The sequence below is a fragment of the Nocardiopsis metallicus genome, from assembly GCF_014201115.1.
In the GTDB taxonomy this organism is placed as follows: Bacteria; Actinomycetota; Actinomycetes; order Streptosporangiales; family Streptosporangiaceae; genus Nocardiopsis; species Nocardiopsis metallicus.
In genome coordinates, this window is sequence record NZ_JACHDO010000001.1 from 4896089 (window position 1) to 4919365 (window position 23277).

The 23277-nt window shown below is 69.9% G+C and carries 24 protein-coding genes and 1 pseudogene; 12 read left to right on the forward strand and 13 right to left on the reverse strand.

Annotation, left to right across the window (positions count from 1 at the left end):
- Window positions 1-142: 142 nt before the first annotated feature.
- From HNR07_RS21310 to HNR07_RS21320, 3 genes are all read right to left on the reverse strand, one after another.
- Window positions 143-1018 (reverse strand): cytochrome c biogenesis CcdA family protein, encoded by an 876-nt coding sequence (locus HNR07_RS21310; RefSeq protein ID WP_184366519.1) that lies wholly within the window; start codon window positions 1016-1018, stop codon window positions 143-145.
- Between the two features lie 4 nt (window positions 1019-1022).
- On the reverse strand, window positions 1023-1754 hold the full coding sequence (locus HNR07_RS21315; RefSeq protein WP_184366520.1) for a DsbA family protein: 732 nt from the start codon (window positions 1752-1754) through the stop codon (window positions 1023-1025).
- A 199-nt stretch (window positions 1755-1953) separates the two neighbouring features.
- Window positions 1954-2781 (reverse strand): DsbA family protein, encoded by an 828-nt coding sequence (locus HNR07_RS21320; RefSeq protein WP_246420423.1) that lies wholly within the window; start codon window positions 2779-2781, stop codon window positions 1954-1956.
- Window positions 2782-3001: 220 nt separating this feature from the next.
- Between HNR07_RS21320 and fdhA the strand changes: the two genes are divergently transcribed.
- Complete coding sequence (gene fdhA / locus HNR07_RS21325; RefSeq protein ID WP_184366521.1) at window positions 3002-4222, forward strand: formaldehyde dehydrogenase, glutathione-independent; 1221 nt, start codon at window positions 3002-3004, stop codon at window positions 4220-4222.
- 104 nt (window positions 4223-4326) lie between these two features.
- On the opposite strand, the gene HNR07_RS21330 is transcribed toward fdhA, so the two are convergent.
- Window positions 4327-4533: a hypothetical protein gene (locus tag HNR07_RS21330; RefSeq protein ID WP_184366522.1), complete on the reverse strand. Its 207-nt coding sequence runs from the start codon at window positions 4531-4533 to the stop codon at window positions 4327-4329.
- A 149-nt stretch (window positions 4534-4682) separates the two neighbouring features.
- On the opposite strand from HNR07_RS21330, the gene HNR07_RS21335 reads away from it, so the two are divergent.
- Together HNR07_RS21335 and HNR07_RS21340 are read left to right on the forward strand one after the other, a co-directional pair.
- Window positions 4683-4877, forward strand: coding sequence for a DUF1918 domain-containing protein (locus HNR07_RS21335; RefSeq protein ID WP_184366523.1), 195 nt, complete (start codon window positions 4683-4685; stop codon window positions 4875-4877).
- Between the two features lie 125 nt (window positions 4878-5002).
- A complete protein-coding gene (locus tag HNR07_RS21340; RefSeq protein WP_184366524.1) occupies window positions 5003-5761 on the forward strand; it encodes a cupin domain-containing protein in 759 nt (252 codons plus the stop codon).
- Window positions 5762-6683: 922 nt separating this feature from the next.
- Here HNR07_RS21340 and HNR07_RS21345 read toward each other — a convergent pair.
- Window positions 6684-6908: a hypothetical protein gene (locus HNR07_RS21345; protein WP_184366525.1), complete on the reverse strand. Its 225-nt coding sequence runs from the start codon at window positions 6906-6908 to the stop codon at window positions 6684-6686.
- 458 nt (window positions 6909-7366) lie between these two features.
- Between HNR07_RS21345 and HNR07_RS21350 the strand changes: the two genes are divergently transcribed.
- Both HNR07_RS21350 and HNR07_RS21355 read left to right on the forward strand, forming a co-directional pair.
- Entirely contained in the window at window positions 7367-8233 is an 867-nt protein-coding gene (locus tag HNR07_RS21350) for a helix-turn-helix domain-containing protein (RefSeq protein WP_184366526.1), read from the forward strand.
- 213 nt (window positions 8234-8446) lie between these two features.
- A complete protein-coding gene (locus HNR07_RS21355; RefSeq protein ID WP_184366527.1) occupies window positions 8447-8650 on the forward strand; it encodes a DUF397 domain-containing protein in 204 nt (67 codons plus the stop codon).
- A gap of 341 nt (window positions 8651-8991) precedes the next feature.
- On the opposite strand, the gene HNR07_RS21360 is transcribed toward HNR07_RS21355, so the two are convergent.
- A complete protein-coding gene (locus HNR07_RS21360) occupies window positions 8992-9891 on the reverse strand; it encodes a helix-turn-helix domain-containing GNAT family N-acetyltransferase (protein WP_184366528.1) in 900 nt (299 codons plus the stop codon).
- A 95-nt stretch (window positions 9892-9986) separates the two neighbouring features.
- On the opposite strand from HNR07_RS21360, the gene HNR07_RS21365 reads away from it, so the two are divergent.
- The 3 genes from HNR07_RS21365 (at window position 9987) to HNR07_RS21375 (ending at window position 13688) form a co-directional block, all read left to right on the forward strand.
- The gene (locus HNR07_RS21365; protein ID WP_184366529.1) at window positions 9987-11345 is read left to right on the forward strand and encodes an NAD(P)-binding domain-containing protein; all 1359 of its coding nucleotides are present in this window, start codon (window positions 9987-9989) and stop codon (window positions 11343-11345) included.
- Window positions 11342-12583 (forward strand): MFS transporter, encoded by a 1242-nt coding sequence (locus tag HNR07_RS21370; protein ID WP_184366530.1) that lies wholly within the window; start codon window positions 11342-11344, stop codon window positions 12581-12583. Before HNR07_RS21365 ends, HNR07_RS21370 begins: the two co-directional genes overlap by 4 nt.
- 61 nt (window positions 12584-12644) lie before the next feature.
- Entirely contained in the window at window positions 12645-13688 is a 1044-nt protein-coding gene (locus tag HNR07_RS21375; protein WP_184366531.1) for a flavin-containing monooxygenase, read from the forward strand.
- An 81-nt stretch (window positions 13689-13769) separates the two neighbouring features.
- Here HNR07_RS21375 and HNR07_RS21380 read toward each other — a convergent pair whose 3' ends face one another.
- The 3 genes from HNR07_RS21380 to HNR07_RS21390 all read right to left on the reverse strand — a co-directional run bounded on the left by HNR07_RS21380 (window position 13770) and on the right by HNR07_RS21390 (window position 16336).
- Window positions 13770-14852, reverse strand: a complete 1083-nt coding sequence (locus HNR07_RS21380; RefSeq protein WP_184366532.1) for an ArsO family NAD(P)H-dependent flavin-containing monooxygenase — start codon at window positions 14850-14852, stop codon at window positions 13770-13772.
- 117 nt (window positions 14853-14969) lie between these two features.
- Window positions 14970-16052 carry an ACR3 family arsenite efflux transporter gene (arsB, locus tag HNR07_RS21385; protein WP_221318894.1) on the reverse strand — a complete coding sequence of 361 codons (1083 nt, stop codon included), beginning with the start codon at window positions 16050-16052 and terminating at the stop codon, window positions 14970-14972.
- Window positions 16052-16336 (reverse strand): ArsR/SmtB family transcription factor, encoded by a 285-nt coding sequence (locus HNR07_RS21390; RefSeq protein WP_221319723.1) that lies wholly within the window; start codon window positions 16334-16336, stop codon window positions 16052-16054. The genes arsB and HNR07_RS21390 overlap by 1 nt, the downstream gene beginning before the upstream one ends.
- 98 nt (window positions 16337-16434) lie before the next feature.
- On the opposite strand from HNR07_RS21390, the gene HNR07_RS21395 reads away from it, so the two are divergent.
- The 3 genes from HNR07_RS21395 (at window position 16435) to HNR07_RS21405 (ending at window position 18124) form a co-directional block, all read left to right on the forward strand.
- Window positions 16435-17100, forward strand: a complete 666-nt coding sequence (locus tag HNR07_RS21395) for an arsenate reductase ArsC (RefSeq protein WP_184366534.1) — start codon at window positions 16435-16437, stop codon at window positions 17098-17100.
- Window positions 17101-17113: 13 nt separating this feature from the next.
- Window positions 17114-17524: an arsenate reductase ArsC gene (locus HNR07_RS21400; protein WP_184366535.1), complete on the forward strand. Its 411-nt coding sequence runs from the start codon at window positions 17114-17116 to the stop codon at window positions 17522-17524.
- 162 nt (window positions 17525-17686) lie between these two features.
- A complete protein-coding gene (locus HNR07_RS21405) occupies window positions 17687-18124 on the forward strand; it encodes a CoA-binding protein (RefSeq protein WP_184372440.1) in 438 nt (145 codons plus the stop codon).
- Window positions 18125-18133: 9 nt separating this feature from the next.
- Here the strand turns inward: HNR07_RS21405 and HNR07_RS21410 are convergent, their stop codons facing one another.
- From HNR07_RS21410 to HNR07_RS21425, 4 genes and pseudogenes are all read right to left on the reverse strand, one after another.
- Window positions 18134-18586, reverse strand: a complete 453-nt coding sequence (locus HNR07_RS21410; protein ID WP_184366536.1) for a tetratricopeptide repeat protein — start codon at window positions 18584-18586, stop codon at window positions 18134-18136.
- A pseudogene (locus tag HNR07_RS35090) lies at window positions 18499-19356 on the reverse strand (alpha/beta hydrolase); the annotation flags it as partial. The pseudogene HNR07_RS35090 and the gene HNR07_RS21410, both read right to left, overlap by 88 nt.
- A 721-nt stretch (window positions 19357-20077) precedes the next feature.
- On the reverse strand, window positions 20078-21055 hold the full coding sequence (locus HNR07_RS21420; protein WP_184366537.1) for a CPBP family intramembrane glutamic endopeptidase: 978 nt from the start codon (window positions 21053-21055) through the stop codon (window positions 20078-20080).
- Window positions 21056-21300: 245 nt separating this feature from the next.
- Window positions 21301-21945, reverse strand: a complete 645-nt coding sequence (locus HNR07_RS21425; protein WP_184366538.1) for a hydrolase — start codon at window positions 21943-21945, stop codon at window positions 21301-21303.
- A gap of 308 nt (window positions 21946-22253) precedes the next feature.
- Between HNR07_RS21425 and HNR07_RS21430 the strand changes: the two genes are divergently transcribed.
- Window positions 22254-23213, forward strand: a complete 960-nt coding sequence (locus HNR07_RS21430) for a DUF5996 family protein (protein WP_184366539.1) — start codon at window positions 22254-22256, stop codon at window positions 23211-23213.
- The last annotated feature ends 64 nt before the right edge of the window (window positions 23214-23277 follow it).

A 23277-nucleotide genomic window follows, 5' to 3' on the forward strand; every position in this document is an offset into this window, starting at 1 on the left:
CGTCATACGTTTCCTTCCGGCAGGATAGGCGGGAACCCCCGCGGCCACCAGTATCGCGTCACCGCCCCTCCCCGGGCGGCCGGTCCCCCGCCAGGGGCGGGGACCGAACCACGCGGCGAACCACGCGGACCCGCCCTTCGGTCTAAGCGGCGCGGTCATGCTCCTCCTCTTCCGTCGCGGTCCCCCGGCCACGGGCCCTGGACCGGGCCAGGAGCGTGCCGCCGACCGCGAGGGAGACCGTGAGCACCAGAGCGACCACGGCTACCGCGTCGGTGGCGCTTCCCAGCCGGGACAGGGGCGCCTGGGCACTGAGCGCGAGGTCCTCCATCCACCTCATGCCCGGCAGACCGGAGATGGAGGCGGTGCCGTCGAAGACCAGGAAGAAGACACCGATGAGGACGAACAGGGTTCCCGACACCAGGGCCGTCGTGTGCGTGCGCACGGGCCCGAACTCCAGGCTCCGCCCCCTGAGCCAGCCCTTGCGTCCGAGGTCGAACCGGTCCCACAGCAGCGCCAGGAGGAACATGGGCAGTGACATACCCAGGGCGTAGGCGGCCATGAGCAGCATGCCGCGGACCGGGGTGCCGGTGGCGGCCACCGTGAGCACCGCTCCGAGGATGGGGCCCGAGCAGAACCCGGCGAGCCCGTAGACCGACCCCAGGCCCAGTACGGAGAGGTTTCCCCGGCCTCCGGCGAATCTGCCCTGGGCCCGGGAGAACACCCCGAAGGAGAAGCCGATCCCCAGGATCTGCGCGATGCCCAGGACGATGATGAGGCTTCCGGCCACGGTGATGAGGATTTCGCGGTGCCCGTGGAACACCACGCTCACCAGAGCCGATCCCGCCCCCAGGGGAACCAGGGTGAGGCAGAGACCGAGGTAGAAGACCGCGGTCCGGATCAGGAGGCGGCCAGCGTCGCGGAAGGCGTAGGCGAAGAAGGAGGGCAGGAGCAGGGCGCTGCAGGGGCTGAGCAGTGCCAGGACCCCTCCGACGACGGCGGCGACGAAACCGATGTCCATGCGCTCACCCCTCCTGGGCCGCGAGGGCCTCGTCGACGCGGGCGGTGAACACGTCGAGGGGCTGGGCTCCCATGAGGGGTTCGTCGTTGATGAGGAAGGAGGGGGTGCCGCTCAGGCCGAGGCCCTGTCCTTCACCGAAGTCCCGGTCGACGGCCTCGCTCAGGCTCGCCTCGTTGAGGTCGTGTTGGAAGCGCTCGGGGTCGAGGCCGACCTGCTCGGCGATATCCGTCATGACCGGTTCGGGGTCGCTCGCGGACCTGAGTTCGTCCTGGCGCCGGAAGACCTCCTCCTGGTATTCCCAGAACAGGTCCTGCGCGGCCGCTGCCTCAGCGCCGACCGCCAGGGTGTGGGAGCGGTCGCCGAGGTAGGGGAAGGCCCTGGCCTCGATGCGCAGATCACCGGAGTCGACGTAGCGCTCGATCAGGTCGGGCAGGGTCTCCTGTTCCCAGGAGGCGCAGAACGGGCACATGTGGTCGGCGTAGACGACCATGACCACGGGCGCGTCGGCCGCGCCCAGGCTCTTGGGGTCCTCGGACTGGGGCCGCTGGGTCGGTGCCTCGTCTCCTTGGGCGTCCCGTTCCCGCTCGGAGGGGCTGGCGGTGGATGCTCCCTCGTCCCGCGCGGTGGTGTCGCCTTCGAGGTTGAGGCCGACGAGGACGGCCACGATCAGGGAGACCAGGACCGCCGCGCCCAGCAGCAGGGGCGGAAGGCCCCGGCGTCGGGGGTTCTCAGGCATTCGACTCCTCATTTCTATCTTCGATAGAGAGTAAACTATGCAAGGTAGAAAGTGGAGTCCCCATGGTCCCGCGTCGGCTTCGCGAATCCGGCTCCGCCCGCCACGGAGCCGGACGGCGGCGCGGCGGGGACCGGAGCCCGGCGGACCAGCGCCGAAAAGAGGCCGGACACCGCCGCGACAGGGACGGTGCCCGCGACCGTCACTCCCCGGCCGCGGCGAGGGCGGTGTCGACGCTTCGGACGAACACGTCCAGGGGCTGCGCGCCCATGACGGGGTCGCCGTTGATGACGAAGGCGGGGGTGGCGCTCACCCCGATCCGCTGGCCCTCGACGAAGTCGTGGCCGACCGAGATCCCGCTCTGATCTGACCCCAGGTCCTCCTGGAACCGCTCACCGTCGAGCCCGAGCTCCTCGACGATCTCGTCGAGGACCCCATCCGGGTCCGAAGCGGACTTGAGCTCGCCCTGCCGGTCGAAGACGGCCTCCTGGTACTCCCAGAACGCGCCCTGCTCACCGGCGGCGACCGCCCCGACCGACAGCGTCTGGGACAACTCACCCAGGTAGGGGAACTCCCGCCACTCGATCCGCAGGTCGCCCGAGTCCACGTAGCGCTCGACCAGCTCGGGCTGGGTCTCCTGGGCCCAGGTGGCGCAGTAGGGGCAGGCGAAGTCGGAGTAGGCGACCAGCACCACGGGCGCGTCGGCGCTACCCAGGGCCATCGGATCGTCCGCGGCGCGCCGGGCCAGGGCCTGCCCCCACTCGCGCTGCTCCGCGTCGATGTGGTCGACCGCCGATGCCTCGTCCGGGGACTCCCCGTCTGGGCCACCGCCCTCCAGGCGCAGTCCCACGACCACCGCGACGACCAGGGCCACGAGGACCGCCCCGCCGATCAGCAGCGGCGACACGCCCCCTCGCCTGGCGCCCTTCGGCTTGGTCGAACCCTCGGAGCCCTCGCCCTTCCCGCTCCTTCCACCCTTCGCGTCCTTGGCGCCCCTGGCGCCCCCGTCGCTCCTGGCGTCCTTCGGCATACCTCTCCCACCCCCGTTTTCTATGGCAGATAGAGAGTACTCTACGCACCATAGAAATCAGCTGCGGCGTGCCGTCGCGCCACCCACGGTAAACGGTCACGTGTGCGGAGGTCCCGGAGTGCGTCCCCGATTAGCGACCGCCTCCAGCGGAAAGAGGGAGAGGACATCCACACGCGGCGGGACCGGGGGGGGCCGCCGCCGCGGAGAGGCAGGAAGGACCATGAGCGGCAACAGAGGTGTGCTCTACCAGGGCCCGGGCGAGGTCGGGGTCCAGGACATCGGCTATCCGGAGTTCGTGCTGCGGGACGGGCCCGGGGTCAACCCGGCGAACGTGGGGCGCGAGGTCCCGCACGGCGCGATCCTGAAGGTCGTCGCCACCAACATCTGCGGCAGTGACCAGCACATGGTCCGGGGCCGCACCACGGCGCCCAAGGGCCTGGTCCTGGGGCACGAGATCACCGGAGAGGTGGTCGAGACGGGCCCCGACGTCGAGTTCATCGAGGTCGGCGACCTGGTCTCGGTCCCGTTCAACATCGCCTGCGGGCGCTGTGTGAACTGCAAGGCCAGGCGGACGGAGATCTGTCTCAACGTCAACCCCGACCGGCCCGGGTCAGCCTACGGCTACGTGGACATGGGCGGCTGGGTCGGCGGACAGGCCCAGTTCGCCCTGGTGCCCTACGCGGACTGGAACCTGTTGAGGTTCCCCGACCGCGAGCAGGCGCTGGAGAAGATCCTCGACCTGACGATGCTCTCGGACATCTTCCCGACCGGCTACCACGGCTGCGTCACCGCCGGTGTGGGCGTGGGTTCGAGCGTCTACGTGGCGGGCGCCGGGCCCGTGGGGCTGGCGGCCGCGGCCTCGGCCCAACTGCTGGGCGCGGCGGTGGTGGTCGTCGGCGACCTCAACGACGAGCGCCTCGCTCAGGCGCGCGGGTTCGGCTGCGAGACGGTCAACGTCTCCGCGGGCGACCCCGGCGACCAGATCGAGGAGCTGCTCGGCACGCCCGCCGTGGACTGCGCGGTGGACGCGGTCGGCTTCGAGGCGCACGGGACCGGTGACAAGGCCTCGGAGGAGGCCCCCGCCAGTGTCCTGAACACCGCGATGGACGTCACCAAAGCGGGCGGTTCCATCGGTATCCCCGGCCTGTACGTGACGGGCGACCCGGGGGCCGCGGACGACGCGGCCAAGGAGGGTTCGCTGTCGATCCGGTTCGGTCTGGGCTGGTCGAAGTCGCACGCCTTCTTCACCGGACAGTGCCCGGTGATGAAGTACCACCGCCAGCTGATGGAAGCGATCCTCAACGACCGCGTCCACATCGCCGAGGCGGTGAACGCCGTCGCCATCCCGCTGGAGGACGCGCCCGAGGGCTACCAGTCCTTCGACAAGGGGGCGGCCAGCAAGTACGTTCTCGACCCGAACGGCTACCTGGGCACCGGCTGAGGGTTCAGCGGGACCAGCTCGGGAATGGCCGCGGGGTGGTTGCGGGGATCCGTTGCAGGCACGGTTGCGGAGTCGGCCGCCGGACCGCCCGGCGGGTCAACCGGTCACTCGCCGGTGATCATCCGGGACACGTAGAGCACCGCCCCGGCGGCCAGGGCGGCGATGGCCATCGACGCCACCAGGGAGGCCAGGCCCAGGACCACGCCCTGCAAGGCGACCCAGGACTCCAGGAAGTCCCGGGTGGCGGTCCGCGAGAGCACGAACACGCCCATGAAGACGACGAAGGCGATGATCGGGGAAAGCTTGTTCACCCGAACATCCTAGGCACCGGCCCGAACCGGTCCGGCCGATGGTCCGTTGTTTCCCCAGGTCGCCCGGTTCATCCCGGCTTGGGGGCGGGTATCACCCGGCTGAGACCGGCCTGGGGGAGGCCGGTCGTCGAACCGCGGGGGGAGAGCAGATGCGAGCGATCATCGGAGACCGCCTGCACACGCACGGGGTCACCAGCTCCAAGGGCGAGCACGAAGCCGAGATCATCGACGTCCTCGGGGCCGACGACGGCCCGCCCTACATGGTCCGCTTCGCCGACGGTGAGGAGAGGGTCATCTACCCGGGCCCCAAGACCGTGGTGCACCCCAGGACTCCGAGCGACTGACCGAAAAGGCGGACGGAGCCCCGGCAGGCCGCCGGGGCTCCTCCGTGCGCTCTTGACAGTGTGGCGGGGACAAACGTACCTTCTCTGTGAGAAAGCGCTTTCCAGCAAGCGACCCGGGAGCCGCGGTGAGCCCAGAGGCCGAGACCACCCGCCCAGGCGAACCCCCTCCCCTGCCGGGCGGGGTCGGACTGTCCCGGCTGCGCGTCTACGACTGGCCCGCCGCGCCCGGCTCCGACGGTTTGTGCGGCGGCTCCCCGCACATGCACCTGGCCTGCGCCGAGGCGTACGCGGTGACCGGCGGTTCCGGCTCGGTACAGACCCTCACCACGGACGGCTTCGCCACCCACCCGCTCGGCGCGGGCGACCTCCTGTGGTTCACCCCCGGAACCGTGCACCGCCTGGTCAACGACGGCGACCTGCGGTTGGTCGTCATCATGCAGAACGCGGGCCTGCCCGAGGCCGGTGACGCCGTCCTCACCTTCCCGCCCGACGTCCTGGCCGACCCGGCCGCCTACGCGCGGGCCGTCACCCTCGACCCCGCCGACCCCGAGGGTTCGGCCCGCAGGCGACGCGAACTCGCCGTCGCGGGCTTCACCGGGCTGCGCGAGCGCCTGGACTCGGGTGACGTGAGCGCGATGACCGACTTCCACGCCGCCGCCCTGCGGCTGGTCCACGCCGGTCTGCCCGACTGGCGGACCCGCTTCGAACAGGGCCCGGCGGCCGACGTCGCCCGCACCACCGCCCGCCTCGACGCGCTCCAGGCAGGCGACACCTCCCACCTGGCGTCCGCGGCGGTCTACCGAAGCGACCCAGCCCCGGCCTGGGGCATGTGCGGACGCCTCGAGAAGTTCGAGACCACCGGGCCGACCGCCAAGCCCGAGTAGCCCGGGGAAACCAGCATCCCCGGCTCCTCAGGTTTGAAGGGGTGAAGGGCATCTCCCATTCACGGAGGCCGACCAGGCCGAAACCCTCTCTCAGGAATGAATCAGCCGTCGGCACCCCTGACCGCCCGCGCAGCGCCTGGCGCACTCGCCGAGTCACCACCGCACCGCGCGCCACACAGGTCACCTGCTCTACTCAGGCCAGCCCCGTGAACGCCCTCCCAGCTCCCGGCGACCACCAGCAGGACCGATTGATTTCGCAAAAAAATCTCCGAAAACCTGTGTGAGATTAAGAGCTGTGTTGTCATGTCTTGTACGTGTGATGCACCACAGCAAGCAGCCAGTGCACTGCTCACTCGTGGACTGCACCTCGAGGAGGCAGACCCGACCGAACCCGAGTTTCGGTCATTCGGAGGCAAACCTGCCTGACCGGCACCGGAAGCTCTGGCTGACAAGGCCTGAGGGACATCCGAGAGTTAGGTCTGATCATCCACCTCACCGACCACGGCTCCGCCAAAACCGCCAAGTGCATCGACACCAGCACGAATCGTGACCACGAGACCGTATTCCCAGGTTTTGGACATCAAAAATTCGGTAGTACTGTTGTCTTAAATCCAACAGAGCGATACTGTACCTGCCAGTAACATCGCACTCAGGGGCGCAGCGCGGCGCCCCGGCCCAATCTCACTGCCCCAGCGTCGCCAGTAGCGCCGGAGCCGTCGTCAATTCCTTCTGCGAAAAACGGGGAATCGACAGCACTCAGCAGAGAGTTATGGTAGGTGAGCCCCGCGAGACCGGGCCTGCTCGCCGCTCTCCGGCAAAGCGCCACCAGGCCTCACGGGGCATTGGACGGGCGATTCCGCGTCAGGTCTTCCACAACTTAAGCGCGGCTTCGCCTCCCGGGACCTCAGGTAGAGGCCACATCTCAGTGGTCCGCCTGAGGTCCTCCACTGTCGCTCCGCAGCAACAGTTCAATCGACGTGATCACCTCCCGGGGATCGAAGTCCTGGCCGAGCACCCCTTGGACCAGACCCGAAACGGCTCCGATCACGAGGGCCTTCGCCGCGAAGAGGGCGATCACCCCGAGCACCTCCCCGGCACCCAACCTCTTGCGATGTCGCCCCACGTACCAGGCACGGTGTTCCTTCATCCGGATTCCCCTCAGTTAGTAGACGACTACGCCGGCGAAGTCGTTCCGTAATGAGGAAACGACGTCGCTGGCCTCGACGACTTCGAACCGAGAGTGCGAACCCGGCCTCGGCAGGGCCGCGACACTGCCCGACCCCGGTGGGAGAAAGCGGGCGTGGCGAGCTCAGGCGCGCGAGGGGAACGGGGGATGGCCACGGGCAAGGGGTTCACCCCCGCGGCCGCCTGCTCGGACTCGACGGTTCCCGGGGGTCTCCCACCCCCGTCAAGCTCACCTCAGGCGCCAGATGTACGCTTGGTGCTACATGGCAAAACGCTACCACTCTCCCCCAAAGTGTGATCTTCGCGCATTGCCCCCTTCTGTGGACGTAGATACCAGAGCATCACGAACCTAACGACAGCCATCCTGCCACGTGTCACTTCACAGGGTGGCATCCAAGGTACCCAGCCGGAAGGACGACCATGACCTCGGACAGCGGCCCCGCAGTTCAACAGGCGCAACTGACCCGTCGCCTCACCAAGTTGCGCAGGGCACAGGACTTGAGCCAGGCCCAGGTGGCAGACGACCTGGGCTGGTCCTACCACAAGATGATGCGCTACGAGACGGGCAAGCAGGTGCTGCCCCAGACAGAGCTGGAAGCGCTCCTGCGCCGATACGGAGTTCTGGACACCCCGATCGGCGACGCACTCGTCGAGCTCGGCCAAGGCGCACGCCAGCCCGCGTGGTGGAAGAGCTACCGGACCTACGTAAGCCGCGACTACCTGAGGTTCGTCGGCCTTGAAGCCGGGGCCAGTTCCATCCACCAGGTTCAGATGTCCGTGGTGCCCGGCCTACTGCAAACCCCCGAGTACGCACGCACCCTCACCGCCACATGCAGGCCCAAAGAAGTCGTCGACAAGATCGTTGAGCTCCGAAAAGAACGGCAGGAGAAAATCCGAAACCGAGCCCAGCCACCCAACGAGGTATACATTATTGACGAATCCGTACTCCGACGCCATGTCGGAAAGGGAAAAGATCCCAAAATCATGCCAAGACAGATTGAGTACATCAAGGCACTGACTCAGAATAAGAATATCCGCCTCCACATCATCCCACAAAACTCCGACTGGACCTTTGGGATGTACAGCTCGTTCACCATACTCGCCTTTGCTGATGAGCTTGAGGATATTCTTTTCAAAGAATCCATCGAATCCAGCTCAACCACCGGCGACACGAGCGACGTGGAAGCAAGTAAAAGTGAATTCGAAAACCTCCTGAGCCGCTACACGCTCGGAAAAATGGAATCACTCAAACTGCTGGAAGGCATTCACTTGTCCCTGTCCAGCTGAACGCGCCGAACTAGCGCTGACCACTGACTCGAACGTGACCAAACCGCTGGGGCAACACCAGCACCCAACATCACACCAGGCAGCGCAGACCACAGAAACACGATCGCTCAAGGCCATTTTCTTGCCCAACGGATGCATGGGCGATCTCGATGGTTGGGTATGGGTAGGGGTGGGCTGGAAGGCCGTCCCCTAAAATCCCCCCAAGGAGCGCGAATGCCCGAGGCCAGTGGTGAAGACATCTCCTGGCGCAAGAGCAGCCACTCGTACCCCGAACACTGCGTGGAATTCGCTTGCTTAAACGGGGTCGCTCTAGTACGCGACTCCCAGAATAAGAACATCGGCCTCATCAGTGTTTCCGGGGGAGAGTGGATGCGCCTGGCATCGGCCACCCGCAGCACCCGAACCCAGAGCGATTAAATCCAGGATCTCCGATATTTGGGCGGAACTGCGTGGTTGGCACGAACGGGAACTCGGCCCAGGCGATGATGTGCGCCTTGACATGGGTGTTCTCACACCGGAGCGGCTGACCTCAGCATATTCCCAAACACACACCGAAGCCACCGTCACCCACTGCTATGTCTACGGAAGCAGGAAAACCGTTCGGCGAGCAAGCGAAATAAGCACAGGACTCCCATAAACCCCGATCAGGAGAAGCCGGGCCTACTTCCGTGATTTTCGGGTACTTCCGGTTCGGCTTCGACCCGGCATATGGACACCAGCTTCGCAGTCACCTCGTGCATCCGGCGTGGGCAGAGTGTTCACCCGGTGCTGCAGTCCGCACCGTCTTCGCAGCAGGCCGTCTCACCCGTGGCCAGGCCGACGCCCCGGCGTCGTTCCAGCAGGACGGTGTCGCGCCAGCGGCCGTGGTGTCGGGCGATGCGCTCACGTACTCCCACGGTGCGGAAACCCGCCTGGTGGTGCAGCGACAGGCTGGCGCGGTTCTCGGGGAAGACCGAGGTCTGGAGCGTCCAAAGCCCGCCGGTGTCGGCCTCGGTGACCTGGCGGTAGAGCAGGGCCTTGCCCACTCCGCGCCCACGTGCCCCTTCGGCGACGTACACCGACGTCTCGGCCACCCCGGAGTAGACCGCCCGGCCGGAGACGGGTGCGGCGGCGGCCCAGCCCACCACGACCCCGTCTGCCTCGGCGACCCACCGATGACCCTCGGTCCACTTGGTCCTCAGCTCCTCGACGGTCGGCGCCTGGGTCTCGAAGGTGGCGTGGCCGGTGGCGATGCCCTGCTCGTAGATGTCGCGAACCTTCTCCAGGTCGGCGTCGGCCATGGGCCGGGTGGTGATGTCGGCGGGCAGGTCGGTGGGGCAGCACGGCCGGGCGTTGAGGACGCCCATGACGATGTCGGCGGCGTGCGGCAGACCGGTGCAGCAGGCGGGGTTGACGGCGACGCGGGTGGAGGTGCCCGCCTTGGTGAGGGTCACGAACCCGACGTCGGCGAGCTTGCGCAGGTGGTGGGAGACCGTGGGCTGACGGACGTCCACCATCTCGGCGAGCTGCCCCACGCTGACCGACCCCGGAGTGGTGGCGATGGCGTGCAGGAGCCGTACGCGCATGGGTTCGGCCAGGCAGGCGAACCAGGCGGCGTAGGTCTCGGCGTCGGCCTGGGTCAGTGCGGGTGCGTTGGGTTCGAGCCGTGTCACGGTCATGCCTCACATTATCGACCACGATCAATGGTTGCGTCCATCGACAGGCGTCGATAGAGTTCCAATCCATAGACGCCCATCGATGAAAGAGGTATGTGATGACCGACGAGCGACCCGTCGTGGTGATCGGAGCCGGACCGGCGGGACTGGCGGCGGCAGCGGAACTGGTGGCCCGCGACCTTCCGGTCCTGGTCCTGGAGCAGGGCGAACGGGCGGGTGCGGCGGTGTCCGAGTGGGGGCACGTGCGACTGTTCTCCATGTGGCGCGACCTGGTCGACCCGGCCGCGGACAAGCTCCTCGCCGCCACCGGTTGGCGGCGTCCGGACGACGGCGGATACCCGACCGGCCGAGAGTGGGTCGAGGACTACCTCACTCCCCTGGCCGAGGCCCTCGGCGACCGGGTGCGCTTCGGCGCCCGGGTGAGAGGGGTGAGCCGCCTGGGCCGGGACCGGATCGTGGACGCCGAGCGCGCCGAGCAGCCCTTCACCGTCCTGGTGCGCACCCGCGAGGGCGAGGAGCGCCTGCTGGCCCGAGCGGTCGTGGACGCCTCGGGCACCTGGGGCTCACCCAACCCGGTGGGCGCTGACGGTCTGCCCGCTCTGGGTGAGGACGCGGCGGCCGGACGGATCTCCTACCGGATCCCCGACCTGAGCGAGGAGGAGACCCGGGAGCGGTACGCGGGACGGACCACCGCGGTGGTCGGGAGCGGCCATTCAGCCCTGACCGCCCTCGTCTGGCTGGCCGCGCTGGCCCAGGAGAACCCGGGGACGAAGGCGCTGTGGGTGCTCCGCCGCGGCGGGGTCGGGGACGCCTTCGGCGGGGGCGCGGACGACCAGCTCGCCGAGCGGGGAGCCCTCGGCCAGCGGGCCCGTGCCGCCGTGGAGGCGGGACACGTCGAAGTGGTCACCGGATTCCGCACCGCCCGGGTGCGGCCTGCGGGCGACCGCCTGGCCCTGGTGGGCGAGGACGGCCGTGAGTTGGAGCGGGTGGACGAGGTCGTGGCCCTGACCGGGTTCCGGCCCGACCTGTCCGCGCTGTCCGAGGTCCGCCTCGGCCTGGACCCCGCGCTCCAGGCTCCGGTGGAGCTGGCCCCGCTCATCGACCCCAACCAGCACTCGTGCGGCACCGTCTACCCGCACGGCGCGGCCGAGCTCTCCCACCCCGAGGAGGGGTTCTTCCTGGCGGGGATGAAGTCCTACGGGCGCGCCCCCACCTTCCTGGCCCTGACCGGCTACGAGCAGGTGCGCAGCATCGCCGCGCATCTGGCCGGGGACCACGAGAGCGCGTCCCGGGTGGAGCTGGTTCTGCCCGAGACGGGGGTCTGCGGCGGTGCCGGGCTGTTCGACGACCCCGCCGCCGCCAAGGCTGACACCGGGGCCAGCACCGAGGCCGACGCCAGCGGCTGCTGCGGCCCGGTGCCGCAGGCCGAGCCGGGTGAACCGGTCCGGGCTTCGTGACTCCGGTTCCCGGTCGGACCTCCGGCGCGCCCGCCACCGCGGTGGTCGGGGCGCGCCGGGGCCTGGTGGCCCTGTGCGTCACCGTCACCACCGGCTACGGGGTGCTGTTCTACGCCTTCCCGGTCCTGGCACCGGGCGTCACCGCCGACACCGGATGGCCCCTGACCACGGTGACCGCGCTGTTCTCCGCCTCGCAGGTCGTCGCGGGGCTGGCGGGCATCCCGGTGGGGCGCTGGGTCCAGGCCAGGGGTCCGCGCCCGGCGATGACGACGGCGGCCCTGCTCTCGGTCCCCGCCGTGGCCGCCATCGCCCTCGCCCCCAACCTGTGGGTCTTCGCCGCCGCCTGGCTGGCGGCGGGGGCCGCGATGGCCGGGCTGTTCTACCCTCCGGCCTTCGCCGCCCTGACCCACTGGTTCGGGACGGCCAAGGTGCGGGCCCTGACCGCGCTGACCCTGGTCGCCGGGCTGGCCAGCACCGTTTTCGCTCCTCTGGCGGCGGCCCTGGAGGGGGTGTGGGGGTGGCGGGGCGCCTACCTGGGGCTCGCCGTCGTACTGCTGGTCGTCGTGATTCCCCTGCACGCCCTCGCCCTGCCCCGAGACTGGTCTCCCGACGGTTTCAGGCAGCGCGGCGGGCGAGGAGCCGGAGCGCGTGCCGTACTGCGCAGCCGGGCGTTCTGGGCTCTGACGACGGCCCTGACTCTGGGGTCCTTCACCGTCTACGCGGTCGTGGTCAACCTCGTTCCCCTCCTGGCGGAACGGGGTTGGGGTACGGCGGAGGCGGCCTGGGCGCTGGGAGTGGGCGGCCTCGGACAGGTCCTGGGCCGTCTGGTGTACACGCCCCTGGAAAGGCGGACCGGTCCGGTGGCGCGCGCCGTGGCCGTGCTGGGCGCCTGCGCGGTGACCACCCTCCTCCTGGCACTGGTGCCGGGCCCGCTGGGGCTGGTCCTGGCCATCGCGGTCCTGGCGGGCATGGCACGGGGCATCCTCACCCTCCTCCAGGCCACCGCCGTCTCGGACCGGTGGGGCACGACGCACTACGCCACTCTCAACGCCGTGACGCACACCCCGCTCATGCTGGCCATCGCGGTCGCCCCGTGGGCCGGGGCGGCGCTGGCCGGACCGCTGGGCGGTTACCCGGCGGCGTTCACCGCGCTGGCGGTGCTGGCGGCTCTGGGCGCGGTGACCGGTCTGGCCACACGGGTCGAAAACCGACGATCCCAGGTCCGCGCTTCCTCCTGATCACCCCCGCGTGTACCCGCCGCAACGGTTCCGCGCTCACGAGAACGAAGGAGTCCCCGCGATGGAAGAGGTCCCCCTCACCGTCATCGGCGCCGGTCAGGCAGGCCTGGCCACCGCTTGGGCCGCCAACCGCCGAGGGGTCCGCCCCCTGGTGCTGGAAACAGCCGACCTGCCGGGCGGTTCCTGGCCGCACCACTACGACAGCCTGACCCTGTTCTCCCCCGCGCGCTTCTCCGGCCTTCCCGGGCGGGCGATGCCGGGCGACCCCGGGCGCTATCCCCTCAGGGACGAGGTGGTCGCGTACCTGCGCGACTACGCCTCCCGGCTGGACGCGGACCTGCGCTGCGGCCAGCCCGTGGAGAGCGTCGAACGCGACGGGAAGGGGTTCGTCCTCACCACCGGCGACGGCTCCCGGGTACGTTCTTCGGCGGTGGTCGCGGCCACCGGCGGCTTCAGCCGACCGCACCGCCCCGCGCTACCCGGGCTGGAGGGCTTCACCGGGACCGTGCTGCACACCGCCCACTACCGTTCCCCCGAACCCTTCGCCGGTCAGCGCGTGGTGGTGGTCGGCGGCGGCAACTCCGGGGTGCAGGTCGCCGCGGAGCTCGCCGGGGCGGCCCGGGTCAGTCTGGCCTCCCGAGCCCCGGTGGCCTGGACGAACCAGCGGTCCCTGGGCCGGGACATCCACTGGTGGTTCACCCGCACCGGCCTGGACACCGCCCCGTTGCGCCGCGTCTGGGAGAAGGGCCCGACCCTGGTCATCGACGACGGCCGCTACCGTGCGGCCTTCGGCACGGGCAACCCCGACCGGCGGGAGATGTTCACCCGCTTGGAGGGCACCAAGGTGACCTGGAGCGACGGAACCGTGGAGCAGGTCGACTCCCTGGTCCTGGCCACCGGCTACCGCCCCGCCCTGGACTACCTCGCACCGACCGGAGCGCTCGACGCCCAAGGGGGTCCGATCCATCGGGGCGGGATCTCCAGCACGGTCCCCGGGTTGGGATACGTGGGGCTGGAGTTCCAGCGCAGCTTCTCCTCGGCCACCCTGCGCGGGGTCGGCCGCGACGCCCGGCACGTCCTGCGGCGGCTCCTGCCGGGGAGGTGACCGAGCCCCGCCGTGACCGGCGGGGCTTTCGGGTTCCACTACGTCAGGGCGATAGCAGGACGGGACCCTGCGGGGCCGGGGCTACTTCGCCTGCTCCAGGCCCCGCACGACCTCGGCGACAGCGCCCTTGGCCGTGCGCCCCGCGCCGATGATGGTGGCCGAGGCGGCGCCCGTCCAGTCCCCGTAGCCGAGCAGGTGCAGCCGGGGCTCGTCCACCGAACGGGTCCCCTCGACCTTGACCCGGCCGTCCGGGCCCACCAGGCCCAGCGGTTCCAAGTGGTTCAGGGCGGGCCGGAACCCGGTGCACCACAACACCGCGTCGCATTCCCAGACGGTGCCGTCGGCCCAGGCCACCCCGGTCGGCGTCAGCCGGTCGAACACGGGCTCGGCCCTGAGCGCACCCCGGTCCCGGGCCCGGCGCACACTGGGTACCGCGACGATGTCGCCCAGGTCGGAGATTCCCTCGGCGTCCTCCCCCCGTTCGGCGGCCTCCTGGCGGCGTGTGGCGATGGAGAACAGCGCGCGGCCGTCGACGTCGTCGGGCAGGAACCGGGGCGGGCGCAGCGTGACCCAGCGGGTCCGGGCGACCGAGGAGAGTTCCGCGAGGATCTGGGCGGCGGAGTTCCCGCCGCCGACCACCACCACGCGCTGACCGGCGAACTCCTGCGGGCCTCGGTAGTCGGCGGTGTGCGCCTGTCTTCCTTCGAAGACCCCTCGTCCGGGCAGGTCGGGCACGTAGGGGGCCCGCCAGGTGCCGGTGGCGCTGATGGCGTACCGTGCCCGCCAATCGCCCTGACCGGAGTGCAGCAGCAGGTCGTCAGCCTCCCGTTCGACGCTGTGCACGTGCACAGGCCGGTGGACGGGCAGGTCGTAGCGGCGCTCGTACTCGGACAGGTAGCGGGCCGCGTGCCGCGCCGAGGGGTACTCCTGCCCGGTTTCCTCGGGCATCCACCAGCCCGGCAGCATGCTGTGCCCCGCCGGGGAGAACAGCAGCAGCGAGTCCCAGTACTCGCTCCAGGCGCCGCCCGGCGCCGCACCGTCGTCGAGAATGGCGAAGTCGAACTCCAGACGCCGCCTGGCGCGGCGCAGGAAGTATCCCGCCGCGAGCCCGGCCTGGCCGCCTCCGACCACCGCGACATCGACCCTTTTCGGGGAGCTGCCCATTCCCGTCCTCTCCTCAGGTTCCGTGCGGCCGCACCGGATCCGCTGACCGTCCGTGCGGCCGGTCCCTCCGTCGGGACCGCGCCCCGGGGCGCGGTCCCGACACCGCTGTCCCGTCTCCTACCGGCGTTCCGGCGCGAAGCGCTTGCGCCAGGCCAAGGACACGTAGACCAGGGCGATGAGGACGGGTACCTCGATGAGCGGGCCGACCACCCCGGCCAGCGCCTGGCCGGAGGTGACCCCGAAGGTCGCGATCGCCACCGCGATGGCCAGCTCGAAGTTGTTGCCCGCGGCGGTGAAGGCCAGCGTGGTGGTGCGGTCGTAGTCCATGCCGATCGCCTTGGCGAAGGCGAAGGTACCGAACCACATCAGCACGAAGTAGACCAGCAGCGGCACGGCGATCCGGGCCACGTCCAGCGGCTGACTCGTGATCCGGTCCCCCTGCAGGGCGAAGAGCAGCACGATCGTGAACAGCAGGCCGTAGAGAGCCCACGGCCCGATCTTGGGCAGGAAGTCGGCCTCGTAGCGCTCCCGGCCCATCTTCTGCTCGCCGAACCGGCGGGTGAGGAACCCGGCGGCCAGCGGGATGCCGAGGAAGATCACCACGTTCAGGGCGATCAGCCAGGGGGAGACCTCCAGTCCGCCAGTGTCCAGGCCCAGCCAGCCGGGCAGCAGGTCCAGGTAGAACCAGCCCAGGACACCGAAGAGCAGGACCTGGAAGACCGAGTTCAGGGCCACGAGCACGGCCGCGGCCTCGCGGTGCCCGCAGGCCAGGTCGTTCCAGATGATGACCATGGCGATGCAGCGGGCCAGGCCGACGATGATCAGTCCGGTGCGGTACTCGGGCAGGTCGGCCAGGAAGATCCAGGCGAGGGCGAACATCACCGCCGGGCCGACCACCCAGTTGACGACCAGCGAGGAGATGAGCAGTCGCCGGTCGCGGGTGACGGTGTCCAGGCGGTCGTAGCGGACCTTGGCCAGCACCGGGTACATCATGACCAGCAGGCCCAGGGCGATGGGCAGGGAGACCCCGCCGACCTCCATCGCGGCCAGGAGTTCGTTCAGGCCGGGGACCACACGGCCCAGTCCCAGGCCGACCGCCATGGCGAGCAGGATCCACACCGCGAGGAACCGGTCCAGGGTGGACAGCTTCGCCACCGCGGAGGCGCTGATCTCACGCGTGGTGTTCTCGGGGCGGCCCATCAACAGGCCCGCCTGTTCTGCGCGGCGTCCGTGGAGCGGGCCGTTGCCGCCAACTCGGACAGCGCTTCGGAGAGGGACTCCAGAGCTTGCGGGCGCAGCCGGTAGTAGGTGAACCGGCCGCACGGCTCGGTCTCCACCACCCCGGCCTCGCGCAGCAGGCGCAGGTGGTTGGACAGGTTGGTCTGTCGGGCCCCGGTCTCCTCCATCAGGTGGGTGGTGCACAGGGTCTCGTGGGCGAGCAGGGACACGATCCGCATCCGGAGCGGGTCGGCCAGGACCTTCATTAGATCAGTATCGACTGACATCAGCATGCGCTGATACTATCTCATCACCCGATCCTGATGTATCGCCCGTCGGCCTCTTCCCTCCGGGAGCCCAGACCATGACCTCACCCGTTCCAGAGCCCCTCCTGCACGAACGCACCGGACTCGGTGCCGCCCGGCTGGCGGCGCGCCACCGGGGACACTTCTCCGAGGAGACCGTGCGAGCGCTGATCGCCGACTCCTACCGGCGCCTGGCGCTCACCGCCACGGTGACCACCCACCTGAACGTGCTCGCCGAGCACCTGGCAGCCGAACGCCTGGACGCCCTGGCCGCCGCGCGGCAAACGCCCGCCGCCCGGCCGGTGCGTGTGCTGTTCGTGTGCGGCCACAACTCCGGACGCTCCCAGATCGCCGCCGCCCTGCTCACCCACCGGGCCGACGAACCGATCACCGTCTCCTCAGCCGGTACCGACCCCGCGGCCGAACTCGAACCCCACCTGGCCGAGGTCCTGGCCGAGGTCGGTGTGGATCTGGGCCGGGCCTACCCCAAACCGCTGACCGAGGAGGTCGTCGGGGCCGCCGACTTCGTCATCACCCTGGGCTGCGGCGACGCCTGCCCCGTGGTCCCCGGGCGCCGCTACCTGGACTGGCCCACACCCGACCCCCACGGGGCCTCGCTTCCCGAGCTGCGACGCATCCGTGACGCGATCGACGCCCACGTCAGCGACCTGTTGGCCCTGATCGCAGCACCTGCGCCCACGTCCACCACCACCGACCCGAAGTAGAGGGACACCCACCATGACCGGAACCGACCAGCCGTCCGTCCTGTTCGTCTGCGTGCACAACGCCGGACGGTCCCAGATGGCCGCCGCCTGGCTGCGCCACCTGTCCGAGGGGCGGGTCGAGGTCCGCTCGGCGGGGTCGGCCCCGGCCGACACGCTCAACCCCGCCGTGGTCGAGGCCATGGCCGAGGTCGGCATCGACATCACCGACCAGAGCCCGAAGGTCCTGACGACCGACGCGGTCGAGGCCTCAGACGTGTGCGTGACGATGGGCTGCGGCGACACCTGCCCGTTCTTCCCAGGCAAGCGCTACCTCGACTGGGAACTCCCCGACCCCGCCGGACAGGGCGTGGCGGCCGTCCGCCCCATCCGCGACGACATCCGCAAACGCGTCGAGGAACTCATCGGCGAGCTGCTCCCCGACTGATCTGCCGGGAGGCCTGCCCGCGCAGGCGCGATACGCGCGCCGAGGGCCGAGGAGTGCTGTGGCAGCAGTGGGGGCGGAGTGCGCGAAGCGTGATCCGCCCCCGCGCACCTTGTCGGCACGACCCCGGGAATCAGCGGTGTGCCGGGGCTGTTCTCCACCGACATGACCGAGCCGTGGCTGGACCCGAAGACCATCGACCACCTCCTGGACGACACCAAGACCTGGGCCGTCGTCGGCCTGTCGAACGACACGGCGCGTACCGCCTACCCGATCGCCCGGTTGTTGCAGGCCAGGGGCAAGCGAATCATCCCGATCCACCCCGGCACCGCCGCCGATGGCGGTGAGGTCCTCGGGGAGAGGGCCTACGCGACGCTCGCCGACGCGGCCGCCGCGATCGGCACCATCGACGTCGTCGACGTCTTCCGCCGCTCCGAGGCGGCTGGCGAGTTCGCCGACCAGGCCGTCGCGGTCGGAGCCGGCGGTGTGTGGTTCCAACTCGGCGTCGTCGACGAGGAGGCGTTCGGGCGTACGACGGAAGCCGGAGTGCCGATGGTGATGGACACCTGCCCCGCCATCGAGTGGGGCAGGCGCGGCGCCTGAGCCAGCGCGCTAGCGGTTCGGGTCGGCGACCAGGGTCCGCGCCCGTCGCAGCGCCATGCGGGACGAGGCGACCAGATCCTCCGGTGCGGCGTCGCGGAGGCGGAGGTCGAGCGCTGTTTCGAAGGCCTGGGCGGCCTTCGGATAGTCCTGCCCGACGAAGTGGGCCTTGCCGAGGTGCTGCCACATGAGGGCCTCGCGCGCGGTGCCGCGGCACTCCTCGATCAGCTCGCCGTAGTCCGCCACGGCCCGGGCGACGCGGCCCAGGTCGCGGCGGACGTCGGCCAGCAGGGCGCGGTGCCGGAAGGTCGGCTCGTCCCGTACCAGGGCCAGCGCGAGCGGCTCCGCCTTCTCGGGTCTGCCTCTCCAGAGCTCCGTCAGGACCGGCAGCGCCCGGTCTTGGGCGTGCGCGGTTCGGAACTCCTCCAGGTCCTCGATGACCGGGAGGAGGGTCCGGGCGTCCATGTACCAGCCCGGACCTCCCGGTATCCGTGTCTCGTCCGTTCCGGCCGCCGGGTCTGGGGGAGAGGAGAACATAAGCGGCAGACTATCCACCGCGTGCGAACCCTGCTACCCCTCGGGGTCGGAGGTCCGCAGGAGTCGGGGGCCCGCAGGAGGATGTGGGCGCGGTGCAGCACGTCGCGTTGGGCCTCGTTGCAGAGGTCGGCGATGGACCGCATGGCGATCTCGGCGACCATGGCCGGGGACTTCGTCGGGTGCGGTTCCGGGTCCTTCATCCAGGGGTGGTTCCGCTGGTGCTCCGCGAGGATCACCGCCACGCGTTCGGCCAGGCGCTGGCGGGTGCTCTCGCTCGCGTCGGGCGGCAGGGTGTTGATCTCGTGGTCGAGGTCGGCGGGTTCGGCCTCGATCATGCTCTTGAGGTCCTTCATCGCCTGGTCGTCGTCGAACATGGCGGAGATCGACAGGACCGCCCGGTCCGCCTCGCTCAGGCACCCGGCCACCGAGCTGAAACCGGTCGGAACGTCCATGGGCGCGCGGGCGCTCAGGATGGCGGCGGCGATCTCGTCGACGCACGCGTTGGTGCCGAGGGAGACGATCCCGCGCCCCTCGCCCTCGACCGTCAGCAGCGCGCCGCCGAGCGTCTCCGCGAGCTCGATCTCGCCACCGTGCGGGGTGGTCGGGTCGCCGGTGATCGAGACCACGAGCGTGTCGGGCAGTCCCTCGACGTCATGGGCGCAGGGGAAGCCGAGCTCGGGCTCGGCGGGCCAGTGCTCGCAGCCGTCCCGGGCCCTTCGGTCACGTCGACCCCGGGGTCCATGAAGGGCGCCTGCCCGTAGCTGGCCACGCGCAGCTCACCGCCCTGTTCCGGGGGCAGGCGCTCCTCGTCCATGCAGTTGATCGCGTGGTTGGCCTCCAGCGGGTTCGGCCACGCACCGTCGGGGCCGCGCAGACCGAAGTCGTAGATCAGCTGCATCGATCTCGCTCTGCGCGAGCCCCGCGAACGCCAGCGCCGCGCCCACGACCCCGGATCCGCCCGGGCCGCCCGGGTTGTAGACCAGGTGCCCGGTTGAGTCACCGCGAGCGGGCACCCGCATCACTGCCACCGACGCCGGTTCGCCCTCGGGCTCCTCGTAGTCCAAGGGCACTTCCATGCGCGCGCACTCGGCGGTGGGCGCCAGAGCGAGCAGCCCGGCCTCTCCGGCCGTGGTCGGGTAGTCAGCGCAGTCCTCCCAGGCCAGTTCCTGTTCGTAGAAGACGTCCAGCGCGGCGCTGGGCGATCCGGTACCCGGCGGCCGTTCCTCCGGCTCCGCCGGAAAACACGCCGTCAGGACCCCGGCCAGCGCGAGCAGGCCGATCCCCTCGGGGACCGGACCCCGGTGGCTTCCCGGCCCGGTCCCCGCGTGTTGCCGCGCGTGGTCGTCGTTCCCCCATGTCTGCCCCCTTCGGTACGGCCAGTGACGCGGGGACAGCGGACACCGTGTTCCTGGAACAGGGTCAAGCCGTTTCTGAGACGGGGTCGGTCCGGTCGCCCCGGACCCCGTCCGGCTCGATCGGCGTCGTGGCCGGGCCGGTCTTTCGGGTCCGGAACCACACGACCGCTGCCGTGCCGATGAAGACGAGGCTCCCGGTGATCAGCAGGACGGTGTCCAGACCGCCCGCCGAACGGTCGAACCTGGCCGAGATGTCGGCGTTCAGGGCGATCCAGAAGATGAAGGTGAGGGTGTTGAGGGCCGCGTGGATGACGACCGCGACCTCGACCCCGCCGGTTCGCCAGGTGACGTATCCCGTGACGAAGGAGAACAGGAGGTAGAACAGGTTCCACCACGGGTCGCTCGCTGTGTGGATGACGCTGAACAGGGCGGAGGACACACCGATACCCAGGATCAGGGACGTCCACCGACCGCGCCCCCAGCTGGCCGCGACACGGAAGACGAGCCCGCGCAGGCCGTACTCCTCGCCCGCCGACTGCAGTGGCACGAGAAGGACGGTCACGACGAGCAGCCAGATGACGTCGCTGTTCTGCCACACGGCGGTCTCACCGGGTGAGGTGGCCTCGAAGACGGCGAGCGCGATCAGGAGGGCCGGGGTCAGCGCCAGCACCGCCCGCCCGAAGAGGTCGAGGCGGAAGCCGGACGCGACCGAGCTCAGGGTGGCGCCCCGCACCCCGTAGAGCCAGCGCTGGAGGAACATGCTCCACGGGACGACCAGCCCGACGGCGACCAGACTGCCGGCGTGGGCCAGCGGGGTGAGCACCAGGCGTTCGTCACCCGGAACACCCGGCCAGAGGATGCCGTCGATCCATCCGCCCACGAAGTGGAAGGCGATGATGGCGCCGAACATGCCCCCGATGAGCAGGGCGATGGCGAGAACGCCGCGGCCGACGCGGCGTTCCCCTCCCGCCAGCACCCGGTGGTACTCGACCCCCGGCGGAACGGGCTTCGGGCCTCGGAGTCGTCGTGTTGTCGCGGTCACGGGACCACTTCTCCTCAGTTCGTCATTGTCGGATCAGACCGGGCAGCGCTCAGTCAAATCCCCGACGTCGCGTCGGAGTCAAGGCCGCGTGGCGTGATCTGCCGCATAGAAGATGACGGGGCTGGATCCGGATCGATCCGCTCAGGTGGCGCGAACGCGATCGGCGGGGACGAGTTCGGCCTCGTCCCCGCCGATCGCGCCGCTCGCGGAGCGGGACCAGGCCCGCGTCCGCGTCGGCCCCGGTGTCAGAGCTGGGTGGCCAACAGCTGCATCTCCCAGGCGAAGGCGATGCCGCTGGCGCCGCCGTGCTGCACCAGGATCTCGGCCTGCCCCGCGGCGGTCTCCTCACGGGCCCAGTCGCGCTGCCACTCGGCGACCGCGGCCAGCCAGTTGAGCGGCGTCACGCCGGCCTCGATCATCCGCCGCACGGCCATCTCGTGCGCCTCCACCGAGACCCCGCCCGACGCGTCGGTGACGGCGTAGACCTCGAAGTCCTCGCCAGCCGCCTGGATCGCGGGCATGGCCACACAGATCTCCGTCCAAAGACCGGCCATGATCACCTTCTTGCGACCGGTCGCCCGGACGGCCTCGACGACCCGCTCGTCCTCCCAGGTGTTGATGAGCGTGCGGTCGATCGGCTTCTGCTCCGGGAAGACGTCCTGGATCGACTGGATGAGGTGGCCGCCGCGCTCCGCGAGCACGGTGGTCAGGATGGTCGGGACGTCGAACAGCTTGGCGGCCTTGGCGAGGCCGACGGCGTTGTTGATGACGGTGGACGGCTCGTGGCTGTTCAGGTTGGCGACCTGGAAGGGCTGGTGGTCGATCAGGAGGAGGACGCTCTCCTGCGGGGTGAGCAGGGCGTCGAGTCCGTTCCTGGCCTTGGTGCTCATGGGGGTACCTCCGGGGTCTCGTGTTCTGGGGGCTCGGGCGGGGATCACCGCCCAAGTAGATGACGCGTCATCAAAATTAGCATTTTTGGATGATGTGTCAACGAAATCCACGAACGAATACCCAACCCCCAGGCCAGCGACCATGCTCGCCATGAAGTTGACTCATCATCTAGTATCTGGATGACGTATCAATCATCTTCGGAGCCCGAGCCGAACCGGGAGGGCCACGGGCGCAAGGCTCCGCGAGGCACCACCCGCAGGACACGAACCCCGCCCCGGGGCGGCACCGCGAAGGAAGCGAGAACCAGATGAACGACTCGTCGACCACGAACTGGCCGAGCCTGCGGGTCTCGGACTGGACCCACACCCGCGACACCCTGCACATGTGGACCCAGATCGTGGGCAAGATCCGCATGGCCCACGCCCCGCTGGTCAACCACTGGTGGCAGGTCCCCCTCTACGTCAGCCCGCGCGGACTGACCACCTCGACCGTCCCCTACCGTTCGGGCGCCTTCGAGATCGAGTTCGACCTTCTCGGCCACCGGCTCGAGATCCGCAGCAGCGACGGCGGCACGCGCGCCTTCCCGCTGCGGCCCATGACCGTCGCGGCCTTCTACTCCCGGGTACTGGACCTGCTCGACGAGCTCGCGATCCAGGCCCCGATCCGACCGGTCCCCAACGAGGTCGACCCGGCGATCCCCTTCGCCGAGGACCACGAGCACGCCTCCTACGACGCCGAAGCGGCCACCCTGTTCTGGCGCCAGCTCCTGCAGGCCAACCGGGTGATCGGCGAGTTCCGCTCGCACTTCGTCGGCAAGGTCAGCCCGGTGCACTTCTTCTGGGGCGGGATGGACCTGGCCTGCACCCGCTTCTCCGGGCGATCGGCCCCCGAGCACCCGGGCGGCGTCCCCAACTGCGGGGACTGGGTCATGGTCGAGGGCTACTCCCGGGAGCTGTCCAGCTGCGGCTTCTGGCCCGGCGGCGGCGAGGAGGGCGCCTTCTACTCCTACGCCTACCCCGCACCCGAGGGCTTCGCCGAGCAGTCGCCCGGCCCCGAGGGCGCGTACTACAGCACCGAGTTCCAGCAGTTCCTGTTCCCCTACGAGGCCGCCCGCAGCACGCCCGACCCCGACCGCGCCGTGGCCGAGTTCCTGCGCAGCACCTACGAGGCGGCCGCGAACCTCGGGCACTGGGACCGCCCCGCGCTGGAGGACGACCCCCGCCGCTGGCACACGAGCCCCGCCACCCCGGAGGGCGACGAGAACTGACCGGGCGCCCGCAAGCACCACGAACAGCGCACGAGCACGGATGATGTTGATCCAGCAATAAAAA

Bases quoted from the DNA above. Each gene is read 5' to 3' on its own strand.
- HNR07_RS21310 (WP_184366519.1), bottom strand. From the start codon at position 1,018: ATGGACATCGGTTTCGTCGCCGCCGTCGTCGGAGGGGTCCTGGCACTG.
- HNR07_RS21395 (WP_184366534.1), top strand. From the start codon at position 16,435: ATGACCTCACCCGTTCCAGAGCCCCTCCTGCACGAACGCACCGGACTC.
- HNR07_RS21315 (WP_184366520.1), bottom strand. From the start codon at position 1,754: ATGCCTGAGAACCCCCGACGCCGGGGCCTTCCGCCCCTGCTGCTGGGC.
- HNR07_RS21350 (WP_184366526.1), top strand. From the start codon at position 7,367: ATGACCTCGGACAGCGGCCCCGCAGTTCAACAGGCGCAACTGACCCGT.
- HNR07_RS21405 (WP_184372440.1), top strand. From the start codon at position 17,687: ATGACCGAGCCGTGGCTGGACCCGAAGACCATCGACCACCTCCTGGAC.
- arsB (WP_221318894.1), bottom strand. From the start codon at position 16,052: ATGGGCCGCCCCGAGAACACCACGCGTGAGATCAGCGCCTCCGCGGTG.
- HNR07_RS21335 (WP_184366523.1), top strand. From the start codon at position 4,683: ATGCGAGCGATCATCGGAGACCGCCTGCACACGCACGGGGTCACCAGC.
- HNR07_RS21360 (WP_184366528.1), bottom strand. From the start codon at position 9,891: ATGACCGTGACACGGCTCGAACCCAACGCACCCGCACTGACCCAGGCC.
- HNR07_RS21410 (WP_184366536.1), bottom strand. From the start codon at position 18,586: ATGGACGCCCGGACCCTCCTCCCGGTCATCGAGGACCTGGAGGAGTTC.
- HNR07_RS21400 (WP_184366535.1), top strand. From the start codon at position 17,114: ATGACCGGAACCGACCAGCCGTCCGTCCTGTTCGTCTGCGTGCACAAC.
- HNR07_RS21365 (WP_184366529.1), top strand. From the start codon at position 9,987: ATGACCGACGAGCGACCCGTCGTGGTGATCGGAGCCGGACCGGCGGGA.
- HNR07_RS21430 (WP_184366539.1), top strand. From the start codon at position 22,254: ATGAACGACTCGTCGACCACGAACTGGCCGAGCCTGCGGGTCTCGGAC.
- HNR07_RS21320 (WP_246420423.1), bottom strand. From the start codon at position 2,781: ATGCCGAAGGACGCCAGGAGCGACGGGGGCGCCAGGGGCGCCAAGGAC.
- HNR07_RS21355 (WP_184366527.1), top strand. From the start codon at position 8,447: ATGCCCGAGGCCAGTGGTGAAGACATCTCCTGGCGCAAGAGCAGCCAC.
- HNR07_RS21380 (WP_184366532.1), bottom strand. From the start codon at position 14,852: ATGGGCAGCTCCCCGAAAAGGGTCGATGTCGCGGTGGTCGGAGGCGGC.
- HNR07_RS21390 (WP_221319723.1), bottom strand. From the start codon at position 16,336: ATGAAGGTCCTGGCCGACCCGCTCCGGATGCGGATCGTGTCCCTGCTC.
- HNR07_RS21425 (WP_184366538.1), bottom strand. From the start codon at position 21,945: ATGAGCACCAAGGCCAGGAACGGACTCGACGCCCTGCTCACCCCGCAG.
- HNR07_RS21375 (WP_184366531.1), top strand. From the start codon at position 12,645: ATGGAAGAGGTCCCCCTCACCGTCATCGGCGCCGGTCAGGCAGGCCTG.
- fdhA (WP_184366521.1), top strand. From the start codon at position 3,002: ATGAGCGGCAACAGAGGTGTGCTCTACCAGGGCCCGGGCGAGGTCGGG.
- HNR07_RS21345 (WP_184366525.1), bottom strand. From the start codon at position 6,908: ATGAAGGAACACCGTGCCTGGTACGTGGGGCGACATCGCAAGAGGTTG.